The following is a 13,018-nucleotide window of genomic DNA, read 5'->3' on the forward strand; positions in this document are numbered from 1 at the left end:
GGCAGGACACCGCCGGCACGCCCGGCACCTCGGACGCCTCGGGTGCCGCGGGCGCGCCGGGCGCCGCGGGTCCGGGCGTGACCGGCCGCTCCACCGGCACCGGCGCCCCGGGCCATCCGCCCCTGGCCTGACCCCGCACCGGCGGGCCGGGCACGCCCGCGGGCCGGGCGCCCCGCGCCGGTTCACCCCCGCCGGTGCGCCCGCCGGATCGCCCCGCCCGGTTCGCCCCGCCCGGCTCGCCCCGCCCGGTTCGCCCCGCCCGGCTCGCCCCGCCCGGTTCGCCCCGCCCGGCTCGCCCCGCCCGGTTCGCCGAGATCGGTGCCTCGGCCCGAGATCGGTCCTCCGTACCACCGATCTCGGGCCGAGACACCGATCTCGGCGCAACCGCGTCGGCGGGCCTGGCGATCCGCACCCGGCGCAGCCGCGTCGGCGGGCCTGGCGATCCGGGCCCGGCGCAGCCGCGTCGGAGAGCCCGGCGATCCGGGCCCGGCGCAACCGCGTCGGAGAGCCCGGCGATCCGCACCAGGCGCGGCCGCGTCAGCGGGTGCGGCGCGGACGCGTCAGCGGCGGCGGGTCACCAGTGCGGCGGGACGTCGCGGCGGAGGCGGTCGTCGTTCGAGTCGCCGCGGTCGTCGCCCCAGCCGGTGTCGGAGTCGTCGGCGCTGCGGCTCGGGATCAGCGGGGAGTCGTCGACCGGCCGGCGGGGTCGGTCCGCGGGCTCGGGGCCCTGCTCGGTCGGAGTCGTCACCCCCTGATCATCCCACCGCCCGCCTCCGACGCCCCGACTGCCGGGGCCGCCGGCACCGACGCCGCACCGACCACCAGGCCCAAGGCTCGCCGAGATAGGACCCCCGCGGCGAGATAGGACCGTCCTGGGCCCGATCTCGGCGCAACGGTCCTATCTCGGCGCAACGGTCCTGCCGAGCGCGGCGCGACGGAGCCGCCGCGGGTCAGCGGGTCGCGCGGGAGACCGCCGCGGAGACGACCGAGTCGACCCGCGCGCCGCGGCGCGTGATGCCGAGCTCGGCGCGCAGGGCCGCGGCGAGCTCGTCCGGCGTGCGCTCGCTGCCGTCCGAGACCAGCCACGCGACGAGGTCGTCGAGCTGGTCGTCGGAGTAGGCGCTGATCGGCAGGCCCGGCCGGACGTCGGGGCGCGGGCCGCCCGGGACGGCGAGCGTCGGCTGCACGGCACGGACGGCGCCGGTCATCGGCGCGGCCGCCTCCATGACGCCCGGGATCTGCGCGGCGGTCGCCGGGGCCGCCGACGACGCCGGGCGATCCGCGGACGGGCCCGCCCCGGGAGCCGCCGCCCGCGAGCCGGCGCCGTCCGACGTCCCCGCCCTGGCGCCGCGCCCCGGCACCCCCGCGCCCGCAGCCGACGCACCCGCACCCGCACCAGCACCAGCACCGGAACCCGGCGCGGCCGGCGGCGTCCACCGCGCCGGCGCCTCGGGCGCCCCCGCGGACCCGTCGCCCGCGCCGACCTCGACCTCCGCCGAGGTGTCCGGCACCACGGTGATCGCGCCGGTCGCGTCGAGCACCCGCCGCTCGCCGGGGCGGGCGCCGCCGCCGGCGGGCAGGTCGGCCCCCGGCACCAGCGCGAACCCGGTCAGCGTGGGGGCCGGGCCGGTGCCGTCGTCGTCGAGCAGCGGCGCCGGCACGAGCAGCCGGGCGCGCGCCCGGTCGGCCTCGGACTCGGCGATCCGCCGGTCGGCCACGGCGTGCAGGGCGCGGCGGATGCGGTCGACCTCGGCCTCGGGGTCGAGGAACGCGGCGGCCGACCAGACGCGCAGCACGCTCCAGCCGAGGCGCTCGAGCCGCTCGGCGACCTGGCGGTCGCGGACCCGGACGCTGGGCTCGTGCAGGTAGGCGTCGTCGTCGGTGAGCACCGCGACCAGCAGCTCGCCGGGCAGGTCGGGGTGGCCGACGGCGAGCGGCAGGTGCAGGCCGCCGGGCAGGCCGTGGTCCAGCTCGACGACGAGCCCGTGCCGCCACAGCCGCTCGGCGAGGTCGACGACCAGCCGGTCCGGCGCGTGCTCGGCGGCGGGGGCCTTGACCTCCTCGGCGACCGCGGGGGCCGTGACCTCCTCCGCGACCGGTGCGTCGGCGCCGGCGGGCGCGTCGACCGGCGCCCCGTCCGCCGCCGACTCCTCCGCGGGCGGCGCCGCGATGGCCAGGTCCGTCTCCCCCGCGGCCCGCCGCTCGGCGAACCGCAGCAGGTCGGCCAGCAGCCGCGGCCCCGGGCCGCGCAGCCGCTCCGGGTCGACGTCGCCGACCGCGAAGCAGGACACCACGTCGAGCCGGTGCCGCGTGACGCCGAGCGCCGCGAGCAGCAGCGCGTCCCCGCCCGGCCCGCTGATCGGCCCGAACCGGTGCAGCACCCGCCCGTGCGGGGTGCGCCCGAACCCGAGCGACAGGATGAGCGCGTCCCGGCGCAGGCCGGCGACGTTGGTGAGGTCGGTGACGACGAACGGCTCCGGCCGCGCGCCGTCCAGGCAGGCGGCGAGCGACGGCGAGTCCCGGACCTGCGCCAGCACGGCCTCGCGGATCTGCGCGGTGTGCACCGGCGAGGCGGTGACGACGGCCAGCGACTCCTCGCCGTGGGTGAGCGCGTGCTCGATGACGAGCTCGACGACGCGGTCGACGTCGGCGCGGGTGCTCTGCACGGCGCCGGACCCGTCGGGCATGCCGGTGCCGTCGACGAGGTGGTGCCCGACGGCCGCCGCGCTGGTGGGCAGCGGGGTCGGGGACAGCACGTCGCCGTAGCCGTGCGCGGCGAGGAACGCCGTGAGGTACGGGTCGCGCCGGGAGGCGTCCGCGCGCAGCGGCACGGTCGGCAGCACCTCGGCGAGCTCGCGGACCGCGGTGCCCGAGGCGCAGCGCCGGTCGCCGACGACGACCACCTGGCGGCCGCGGGCGATCGCGGGGAGCGCGACCTCGACGGGCAGGTGCGCGGCCGCGTCGAGCACCACGAGGTCGACGGTCCGGGCGGCGGGCAGCACCTGCGGGACCAGCATCGGCGCGGCGGCGAGCACCGGCCGCAGCCGCCGGGCCACGTCCGGGTACCGCTCGAACGTCTCGCGCAGCCCGGTCAGCCGCTCCTCGACGAGCTCGGCGAACAGCGCCTCGGTCTGCTCGGTGTGCGCGGCCATCGTGTTGCGGACGTGCGCGGCGGCGCGGGCGCGGACCGGCCCCGCGAGCGCGGCGGTGTGCGCGACGTCGAGCTGCCGGTACTCCGCGGCCAGCCGGCCGAGGGTGCGGCCGTCGTAGCCGGCCAGGGCGGGGTCGGCGGCGAGCAGCTGCTCGAAGACGGTGCTCCACCAGGCGAGCTCGAGCTCGGCGGCGACCAGGCCGGCGGGGACCCGGCGCGCGGCCAGGTCGTCGAGCAGGGCGTCCAGCCCCGCGGCGCGCAGCGACCGCAGCAGGCGGGTGCGCTCGGGCAGCTGCGCGAGGGTGTCGCCCGCGGCGACCAGCCGGCGCACGCGGTCCAGGACCTCGCCGATCGGCCGGGCCAGCAGGTCGGCGCCCTCCGGGGTGCCGGCGAGGACGACGCCCAGCGCCTCGACGTCGGCGCGCACCTCGCGGTGCTCGGCCTCGATCTCGCCCAGGCCCTCGGGCAGCCGCGGCCAGCCGCCGGCCGGGCAGTGCTCGGCCCAGATGGCGCGCTGGCGCTGCACGTCCAGCAGGGCGGCGTGCAGGTCGGCGACCGGGCGGCCCGGGCGCACGAGGTCCTTGGCCTGCTTCTTGAGCCGGCGGCGCAGCCAGTAGCCCATCGGCGTGCCGTGCTCGGCCCGCCAGGCCTTCGACGCGGTCGCCGCGACCATGTCGGCCGGGCTCCGCTCGAACACGATCGGCTGGAACACGTCGAGCGCGCCGCGCACGCCCGCGAGCACCTCGAGCTGCTCGGCCCAGGTGGCCAGGGTCGTCGCGGGCGTGAACCCGGTGACCTCGGCGACCTCCGCGATGCGGCGCTCGACCGCCGCCAGCCCGTCCTCGCCCGCCAGGCGCCCGGCCCGGCGCAGCGCGTCCGCGGCCTCCGCGTCGGTGAGCAGCGCGGCGCCGTACCAGGGGGTGTCGACCGGGCGGAGCGTGAACGCACCGGCCTCGGCGGCCTCGCGCAGCTCGGCGCCCACCGCCGCGCGGCGCTCGGCGTCGAGGGTGCGGGCGACCTCGGCGGGCAGCCGGACCGTGGTGCGCGGCGCGGGGCGCTCGGCGGTCAGCCGGGCCAGCGCCTGGAACGCGTCGTAGGCGGAGGCGCCCCACGGGTCGCGGACCCGGTGCAGGCCGTCGACGTAGCCGCGCAGCCGCTCCCGGCGCTCGACCAGGGCGCGGCGCAGCTCGGCCGTCGCGACGGGGTCGCCGGGGTCGACGTCGAGGGTCATCGCGCCCATGAGCCGGCGCGAGGAGGCGGCCCGCCAGGCGGCGTCGGGCGCCACGTCGAGCAGCACCTCGCCCACCCCGAGCTGCTCCAGGCGCTCCCGCAGCGCGACGGCCGCGCGGCGGTGCCCGGGGACGTACAGGACGGTCCGGCCCTCGGCGGCGGCGTCGGCGACCAGCGCCGCGAGGGTGCCGGTGACGTCGCTGTCGGCGGGGGCGTCGACGAACACGTGCGCTCCGCCCGCCACCACGTCGAGGACGTGCTGCTGCGCGGGGTCCAGGTCCCCGACGCCGCGCTCGAGCGCGGGGTCGCGGTCGCCCCGGGCCGGCTCCGGCAGGGCGACGTCCAGCCCCGCGGCCGCGTCGACGACGCCCGCCAGCGCGGCGACGACCTCGTGCCGCTCCAGGGCGGACGCGAGCCGGTCGAGGTCGTCGACCAGCACCTGGCCCGGGTGCACGAACGTCCCGACCACGATCCGGTCGACCAGCTGGAAGTCGTCGAGGACGGCGGTGCCGAGCGAGGTCAGCCGGGTGATCGCGTCGCGCGGGTCGAAGCCGGAGCCGGTGAACGCGCTCCGGGCGACGGCGCCGGGGTCGAGCAGCGCGCCGCGCGACCGCAGGGCGCGGGCGAGGACCGGGTTGACCTCGAGCGACGGCTCCAGGGTCAGCTCGTAGTCGCTCTCCGCGGTGCCGCGGGCCCGGAGCGAGACCGGCCGGAGCAGCACGGGCGCGCGCACCTTCCGGGCGGCCGGAGCGGGCGCGCCCGTGTCGGCCGCGTCCCCGTCCGACCGGGTCGCCGCCGACTCCCGGGTCGCCGTCGCGATCGCCGCGACGTCGTCGGTCGCCACGTCGGGCGTCGAGTGCTCGGTCCACGAGGCGACGCCGATGGCCAGGTAGGTCGGCGCGATGCCGTACTGCTGCGCGTAGGTGCCGGCGCGCGCGGCGACGGCGCGGGCGCGGCGCCGGGCGGTGCCGAGCGCGGCGCCCTCCCGGACCAGGTTCGACAGCCGGGTCTCCCGCCCCGCGAACAGCTGGGCGATGCCCGACGGGTGGGCGGCGGACAGGTCGAGGGCCGCGTCGCCGAGCAGCTCGACGTCGGCCAGCGTGGAGCCGCCGGCCGCCTCGACGAGCGCGGCGCGCCAGGTGCCGGTGGCGCCGGCGACCAGCTCGGCGGCGGACGGCGGCTCGACCAGAACGGGTCCGGCGGGGCCGGCGGCGGTCGCGGGGTCGGTCGGGTCGGGCATGGGCGTCTCGCCGTCGTGGGTGTCGCGCCGGGGCGCGGGGCCGTCGGTGCCGGTCCCGGGGGTGGGGCCGCCGGCGGTCGCCGAGGGGGTCGGCGGCGTCGCCGGCGCGGCCTCGGCGGAGGCGGCCGGCTGCTGCCCGGGGACGGAGCGGCGCGCAGGGACCTTCACCCGCAGCACGCTAACCGCGACGACCCCCGACCGGGGTGGTGACGCGCCGCGGAGCCGGGTGATGACGCGGAACTCGCCGGTCGCGGCCGCCCCGGGGGATCCGGTGGCGCCCGTTGCGCGGCGCGACCGCGACGGCCCGGCGGGCCGGAGGGGAGCCGGCCCGGAGCGGCTGCTCGACGGTGCCCGGCGGGGGACGTAGTGAACGGTGCGCACCGCGCAGGGGGCAGGCGATGCGCACCGTCGGGATGAACTATGGCCCCCGATGGTGCAGCGGTCAACAACCTGGCGTCCCCGGGGGTGAACGCTCACACAGCCTGGTCACAGACCGGGAGCATCGCCGCAGGTCGGCTGTCGCGCCTCGTGACGGAGATCACGACCCGACGACGAGGGCCTCGGTGCCCGGCGGGGGGCGGTGCCGGGCACCGGAGACCTCGACGTCGGAGGGCCTGTCAGCCGCTGCAGGCCCTCCGACGTCGTCCATTCAAGGCCGCCCGCCCGGCCGCTCAGCGGGCGGTGAGTGCCCGGGGCGCCCCCGTTGAGTGGCGCGGCGGGCGCGACTGAGGGTCTGGCCCGCTGCGGTGAGCGGCAGACTCCCGCCGGCCTAGGTGCCCCGGGCCGGTCGTGAGCCCCGGGGCTACGCTGCCCCCGACCCGCCCGCGCGCGGGCGCCCACCGAGGGGAGGCCCGCCGGTGCCCGAGGACTTCGCGGTCACGGTCGGCGCCGGCACGCTGGCGCCCGCGGACGGCGACGCGGTCGCCCTCCCCCACCGCTGGACCACCGGCGGCGTCCGGGCGACCGTGGCGTTCACGGGCGCGCACCTGCTGCACCTCGCGGTCGCCGGCTGCGTGCTCAACGACCTGTACCGCGAGGCGCACGCGCGCCACCTCCCGCTGGCCGGCGCCATGGTCACCGCACGCGGCGGGTTCGCGCCCGGGAGCTGGGCGTCGACCGGGGTGACCTACGACGTGCGGCTCGACACCGCCGCGACCGACGCCGAGGTGGCGCTGCTGCTCGCGGTCGTCGACGAGGTCGCCGAGATCCCGCGGGCCGTGCGCCAGGGCGTGCCGGTCAGCCGCCCCACTGCACCAGCTCGCCCCGGCTGACGAGCCCGAGCTTCCGCAGGGCGCGGCTCATGTGGTTCTCGACGGTCCGGACGCTGAGGTAGAGCTGGTCGGCGATCTGCCGGTTGCTCAGGCCCTCGCGCGCGAGCACCGCGACCTCCTGCTCGCGGGCGGACAGCGGCTCGGCGCGGACCCCGCCCAGGCGGGCCACCGGTGCCCGCGCGGGCCGCGGGGTGCCCTCCTGGACGCCGAGGAGCTGCTCGGCGGCGCGGGCCAGGGCCGGCGCGGTCGCGGCGCTCGTCCGCGAGACCGCCCCCGCCACCGCGTCGCGGTCGCCGTCGACGAGGCCCACCACCACCTGGGCGTACGGCTCGAGCAGCGGGACGTCGGTCCGGGCCACCAGGTCCCGGACGGCCGCGGCGCGCTCCGCGTCGAGGTCCCCCGCGCCGAGCGTCCAGCAGAGCAGGGCGGGCTGCAGCAGCCCCTCGGCCGCGTAGGCGCGCGCCGCCTCCCGGGCGATCCGCGCGCCGGCCAGCGGCTCCCCGGACGCCCCCGCGAGCGCCGCCTGCGCGAGCGGGCGGATCGAGCGCAGCAGCGGCCGGTACGCCTGGGGCGAGCGGTCCAGCTCGCGCACCAGCACCTGGGCCAGCGTGAGGTTGCCGGCGTGCGCCTGGATCACGGCGCCGACGGTCAGCCCGCGCCGGTAGAACGTGGTCCCGACCGGGCCGGGGGCCCCGAGCCGGAGCGCGGTGCTCACCGCGCGCCAGGCGGCGGCGGTCTGCGACGACGCGTACAGCACCTCGGCGAGCATGCTCGCGTGCACCCGGATCGCCAGGGCGTCCACCTCGTCGTACGCGGCGTCCAGCATCCGGCGCTGCCAGGTCTCCGCCTCGTCGAGCCGGCCCGCCTGCAGCAGGCCCTGGCCGCGCAGCGCCGCCAGGTAGTGCCGCGGCTCGGGGGCGGCGCAGGACAGGTCGGCGCGCTCGACGACCTCGAGCGCCGCCTCGGGCCAGCCGGCCTCGAGCAGCGCGGCAGCGCGCAGCACCGACGGCCAGCCGCGCACGAACGGCACGCGCGCCTCGGGCTCGGGCTCGGCGGCCACCTCCGCGGCGCTCCGGCCCGCCGCGAGCTCCCGCAGCAGGCGCGGCTTGATCAGGCCCAGCTCGGCGACCGGCGCGAGGTCCGGGTCGACGGGTTCGGCCGGCTCGTCCCGGCCGTCGTCCGCGCCGGGGCACCCGTCGCCCGCCGGCCCGTCCCCCGCCGCGTCGTCGCCGGGCGCCCGTGGCTCGGGCACGTCGAGCGCCGCCGGTCCCCCGCAACCCGCCCACGCGGCCCACCGCGAGCGGTAGAACGCGAACGCCGCGCGCTCACCCGGGTCGTCGTCCCCGCCCGGCACGACCCGCGCGAACACCTCCTCGAGCTGCTCGGCGGCGGGGCGGCGCATCAGCGCCGCGAGGTAGGCGTTCGCGGTCGCGAGCGTCGGCTGCACCAGCCACTCGGCGCGGCGGGCGCCCTCCTCGGCGGTCGCGCGCTCGTGCACCAGACCGGCGACCTGCGCGACCCACGCCGGCGCCCCGCCCTCGCCCGACGGGGCGGCGAGCAGCACGGTCGTCAGGTCGTCCGCCGGCGTCGCCGAGGAGGCGACCCCGCCGCCCTCGGCCGCCAGCCGCTCGGCGAGCCGACGGCGGCGGTACGGCGACACGCGCTCGCGCAGCGCCCGGGCGAGCAGCGGCGGCGAGACCGCGAGGACCTCGCCGGAGCCGGCGAGCTCGTGGCCGACGACCCGGCCGTGGTCGGAGAGGGTCGCGAGCGCGGACGGGTCGACCAGCCGGGCCGCCACCTCCGCGGGCACGGGCCCGGCGCTGGCGAGCGTCTCCAGGGCGCCGACGCAGCTCGGCCCGAGCCCGGACAGGAACACGTACGCGACGGCCTCCGCCGGCACCTCCCCGAGCGTGCCGTCCTCGACCCACAGCCCGTCCTGCCGGCGCAGGGCGCCCGAGGCGCGCGCCGCGTCCGCGAGCGCCACGACCGCGCGGGGGTTGCCCCCGGTCTCGGCCATCACCGTGGCGGTCAGCCCGGTGTCCGCGGGCGCGCCCAGCACCGACTCCAGCAGCGTCGCGACCGCGCGGAACCCGAACGGCTGCACCCGGACCTCCGCCGGCGCGCGACCGAGCAGCAGGTCGCGCAGGCCGCCGCCGGGCGCGCGCAGCGGGTCGGCGGTGCTGGCGGCGACGAGCATCGACCCGGTGCGGCCGAGCACCCGGCGGGCCACGCCGAGGCTCGCGTCGTCCATCCGGTCGGCGTCGTCCACCAGGAGCACGCTGCGCCGGGCGCGCAGCTCCTCGGTCAGCCAGTCGGACAGCGCGACCTCGTCCGGCACCCGCACCGACGCCGAGGCGTGGTCCAGCAGCGCCGACAGCGGGCGGGCCCCGCCCGCGCGCAGCAGGATGCCGGTCACCCCGCGCCGCGACGCGTCCGCGAGCAGGCCCTCCAGCACGGTCGTCTTGCCCGCGCCGCGGTCGCCCCGCACGAGGACGTCGCGGCCGAGCGGCAGCCACCGCTGCGCCGCCGCCACCGTCAGCCCGAATCCCTCAGCCTCCACCGTCAGCCCTCCCGTGTGCTCGGCCCCGGGTACGCACTGTGTCCAACGGCGGACCACTCAGCCGCGGGACCGGGAGCACCTACCCAGCGCCCGGCGCCCGGCGGCCGGTGCCGCGGCCCGCCGCCCGGCACCCGTTCGCCGGCCACCTACGCAGGCGGCGGGGCCGTCCCGACCGGCGGGCAGCCTGCGCGCGGCGGTGCCAGGCTGGAGGGCGCCGCGCGCGGGCCGGCCGGGCCCCCGCCGCCTCGGACCGGAGGACCACGATGTCGTACACCATCGGCTACTTCGTCGGCAGCCTGTCGAGCACCTCGATCAACCGCACCCTCGCGAACGCCCTGATCGCGCTCGCGCCGGAGCAGCTCGAGTTCCGGGAGATCCCCATCGGCGGGCTCCCCCTCTACAGCCCGGACCACGACGTGGCCTACCCGCCGGAGGCGCTGGCGCTCAAGAAGGCGATCCAGGAGTCGGACGGCATCCTGTTCGTCTCCCCCGAGTACAACCGCTCGATCCCCGGCGCGCTGAAGAACGCGATCGACTGGGGCTCGCGGCCGTGGGGCGAGAACGCGTTCGCCCGGAAGCCCACCGGCATCGCCGGCGCCTCGATCGGCAAGATCGGCACCGCGGTCATGCAGTCGTCGATGCGCGGCGTGCTGAGCTTCCTGGACGCGCCGCAGCTCAACGCCCCCGAGGTCTACGTGCAGGTGGAGGCGGGCACGTTCGCCGACGACGGGACGCTGCTCGACGACACGCTCGCCCAGTTCCTCCGGCACTACATGGCGGAGTACTGCGCGTTCGTGCAGCGGGTGCTCGCCGCCAACGCGCCCGGGCACATCGGCGACCCGGACGCGATGCCGGTCGCCTGACGGGCGCGGCGGCGCGGCGGCGCGCGGGGCGGGCTACGCGCGCGGCCGCAGCCGCAGCTCCGGCATGGGCGGCGCCGGCAGCGGCGCCGCCGGGTGACCCTGCACGCGCCCGAACCCCGGCGCGGGCCCGTCGGGGTCGGCGATCTCCGCCTGCCACCGGGCGCGCGCCGCGACGACCTCGTCGTGGTCCCGCCCGATGAAGTTCCACCACATGACGATCTGCTCGCCCAGCGGCAGCCCGCCGATCAGCAGCACCCGGGCCTCGGCCTCGCCGGTCGCCGCGAGGGTGAGGGTCGTCGCGCCCGGCTCCCGGTACAGCAGGTGGTGCGGCGGGGCGTCGACCCCGTCGACCGCGAGCGCGCCCGCGTCCACGAGCACCGCGTGCTCGAACGCCGGGTCCACCGCGAACGTGTGCGTCGCGCCCGGCCGCAGCCGCACCTCGGCGCCGACCAGCGGGCTGAACGTCCGCACCGGCGACGTCGACCCGGCGAGCGTGCCGAGGAATACCCGGGCCTCCCCGCCGTCGAGCGCCACCACCGGGGGCACGTGGTGCTCGAACGCCGGCGCCGCGCCGCGGTCGGCCTCGGGCAGCACGGTCCAGAGCTGGACGCCGTGCAGGACCGTCGTCGCGTCGGTGGAGTCCTCGGAGTGGCTGATGCCCCGGCCCGCGGTCATCAGGTTCATCTCGCCCGGGCGCACCAGGCAGTGCGTGCCGAGGCTGTCCCGGTGCTCGATCTCCCCCGAGAACAGCCACGACACCGTCTGGAGCCCGGTGTGCGGGTGCGGCGGGACCCGCATGCCGCCGGTCGCCGCGACGTCGTCCGGGCCGTAGTGGTCGAGGAAGCACCAGGCGCCGACGAACGACCGGGCGCGCTGCGGCAGCGTGCGGCGGACGGACATCGCGCGGATGCCACCGAGCGGGACGTCGCGGGGCTCCAGCAGCTCGAACCCGTCCGGGAGGCCGCCGCCCGGGCCGGCGCCGGCGCCGGCCCCGGGGGTGCAGACGCGCTCGGTGGCGACGGCCTCGAGGTTGGTCATGGGCGGCAGCGTAGTTCGCTGCCGCCCAGGGGCGTCAGCCCCTCCTCGCCACCCTCCGCAGCACCGCGACCGCCGCCAGGCCGCCGGCGATCCACGGGCCCGCCACGATCAGCGGGTCCAGCACCTGGTGCCGGACGTCGACCCGCCCGCGGCGCGAGGCGATCGGGTGGGCGTGCGGCTCGGCCAGGATCCCGGTCTGGGTGATCGGGTTGTCGGGCCGCGTCGTCGCGAACGACTTCAGGTGCTCCGTCGTCGACTCCACCCGGTCGGCCGCGATGAGCAGCAGCCAGTGCGCCGCGCGGCCCTCGCTGAACCGGTCGTACGCGTACCGCCGGATCGCCCCGGCGGGGCCGTGCAGCGGCTGCGCGGTGCCGAACACCGGCGGCAGCTCGGTGTGCTCGATCGACCGCTCGCGCGGGTAGGGCTCCGGCTGGCGCTCCGGGAAGTCCCAGTGCGCGCCGGTGGGGAGGTCGGTCCGCTCGCGCGGGTACGACGGGCGGTCGGCGGGGTCGAGGTCGGCTCCCCAGCCGGGGATGCGGGCGCGGAGCTGCTCCGGGGTCTCGGGCAGCGGCGGCTTCTCGGCGCGGTACGGCATGGTCGTGCTCCCCTCAGTCCTCGTCCGGGATGATGACCGGCTTGATCATGCCGTCGAGCTTCGACGACATCAGGTGGTACCCCTCGGCGATGTGCTCCAGCGGGATGCGGTGCGTGATGATGTCCGACGGCTTCAGGTAGCCGTTCCGGATGTGCTCCAGCAGCCGCGGCCACTGCCGCGCGACCGGCGCCTGGTTCATCCGCAGCGTCAGGCCCTTGTTCATCGCGTCGCCGAACTTCACGGCGGAGAAGATCGGGCCGTAGGCGCCCATCACGGACACGGTGCCGCCCTTGCGGACCCCGTCGATCGCCCAGTTCAGCGCGACCGGCGACCCACCCTGCAGCTTGAGCTTCGCGGCCGTCACGTGCTGGATCAGGTTGCCGTCCGCCTCCGCGCCGACGGCCTCGATGACCCGGTCGAAGCCCAGGCCGTCGGTGGTGTACTTCATCTCGACCACGATGTCCCGGTGCTCGGTGTAGTTCCGGGTCTCGGCGTGGGCGAACTCCTTCGCCTTCTCGAGCCGGTAGTCGAGCTGGTCGATCACGACCACCCGGCCGGCGCCCATCAGCCAGGCCGACCGCGCCGCGAACAGGCCGACCGGGCCCGCTCCGAGCACCGCGACCGTGTCGCCCTCGCGGATGTCCGCGAGCTGAGCGCCGAAGTAGCCGGTGGACAGCGCGTCGGTCATCAGCAGCGCGTCCTCATCGTCCAGCCAGTCCGGGATCTTCTCCGGGCCGACGTCGGCGAACGGCACGCGCACGTACTGCGCCTGGCCGCCGTCGTAGCCGCCGGTCGTGTGGGAGTACCCGTAGATGCCGCCGACCGCGGTCGCGTTCGGGTTCACGTTGTGGCAGTTCGAGTACAGGCCGCGCGCGCAGAAGAAGCACGTCCCGCAGTAGATGTTGAACGGCACCATCACGCGGTCGCCGACCTGCAGGTTCTGCACCGACGAGCCGACCTGCTCGACCACCCCGATGAACTCGTGGCCGAACGTGTGGCCGATCCGGGTGTCGGGCATCATCCCGTGGTAGAGGTGCAGGTCGGAACCGCAGATCGCGGCTCGCACGACC

General features: G+C 78.2%; 8 protein-coding genes. 2 read left to right on the forward strand and 6 right to left on the reverse strand.

The genetic code is table 11. The annotated features are described in order from the left end of the window. Positions 1-574: 574 nt before the first annotated feature. Together VER05_RS01605 and VER05_RS01610 are read right to left on the reverse strand one after the other, a co-directional pair. Entirely contained in the window at positions 575-748 is a 174-nt protein-coding gene (locus tag VER05_RS01605; protein WP_324843653.1) for a hypothetical protein, read from the reverse strand. A 202-nt stretch (positions 749-950) separates the two neighbouring features. After that, positions 951-5,789, reverse strand: coding sequence for a hypothetical protein (locus VER05_RS01610; protein WP_414647533.1), 4,839 nt, complete (start codon positions 5,787-5,789; stop codon positions 951-953). 689 nt (positions 5,790-6,478) lie between these two features. Between VER05_RS01610 and VER05_RS01615 the strand changes: the two genes are divergently transcribed. Then, positions 6,479-6,892, forward strand: coding sequence for an OsmC family peroxiredoxin (locus VER05_RS01615; protein ID WP_324843654.1), 414 nt, complete (start codon positions 6,479-6,481; stop codon positions 6,890-6,892). Here VER05_RS01615 and VER05_RS01620 read toward each other — a convergent pair. Next, a complete protein-coding gene (locus VER05_RS01620; protein WP_324843655.1) occupies positions 6,858-9,452 on the reverse strand; it encodes a LuxR C-terminal-related transcriptional regulator in 2,595 nt (864 codons plus the stop codon). The two genes, VER05_RS01615 and VER05_RS01620, sit on opposite strands and share 35 nt — an antisense overlap. A gap of 263 nt (positions 9,453-9,715) precedes the next feature. Here VER05_RS01620 and VER05_RS01625 point away from each other — a divergent pair, with 263 nt between their 5' ends. Beyond that, positions 9,716-10,315, forward strand: a complete 600-nt coding sequence (locus VER05_RS01625) for an NADPH-dependent FMN reductase (RefSeq protein WP_324843656.1) — start codon at positions 9,716-9,718, stop codon at positions 10,313-10,315. A gap of 33 nt (positions 10,316-10,348) precedes the next feature. Here VER05_RS01625 and VER05_RS01630 read toward each other — a convergent pair whose 3' ends face one another. From VER05_RS01630 to VER05_RS01640, 3 genes are all read right to left on the reverse strand, one after another. Then, a complete protein-coding gene (locus VER05_RS01630) occupies positions 10,349-11,353 on the reverse strand; it encodes a pirin family protein (protein WP_324843657.1) in 1,005 nt (334 codons plus the stop codon). A gap of 34 nt (positions 11,354-11,387) precedes the next feature. After that, positions 11,388-11,948, reverse strand: a complete 561-nt coding sequence (locus VER05_RS01635; protein ID WP_324843658.1) for a hypothetical protein — start codon at positions 11,946-11,948, stop codon at positions 11,388-11,390. Between the two features lie 13 nt (positions 11,949-11,961). After that, the coding region (locus VER05_RS01640) for a zinc-dependent alcohol dehydrogenase (protein ID WP_324843659.1) at positions 11,962-13,018 on the reverse strand (1,057 nt) is incomplete at its 5' end.

The sequence above is a fragment of the Cellulomonas sp. genome (assembly GCF_035634735.1).
Taxonomy (GTDB): Bacteria; Actinomycetota; Actinomycetes; order Actinomycetales; family Cellulomonadaceae; genus Cellulomonas.

What these genes read in the sequence shown, in the direction of transcription:
- VER05_RS01625 (WP_324843656.1), top strand. Translation starts at nt 9,716, where the DNA reads ATGTCGTACACCATCGGCTACTTCGTCGGCAGCCTGTCGAGCACCTCG.
- VER05_RS01630 (WP_324843657.1), bottom strand. Translation starts at nt 11,353, where the DNA reads ATGACCAACCTCGAGGCCGTCGCCACCGAGCGCGTCTGCACCCCCGGG.
- VER05_RS01635 (WP_324843658.1), bottom strand. Translation starts at nt 11,948, where the DNA reads ATGCCGTACCGCGCCGAGAAGCCGCCGCTGCCCGAGACCCCGGAGCAG.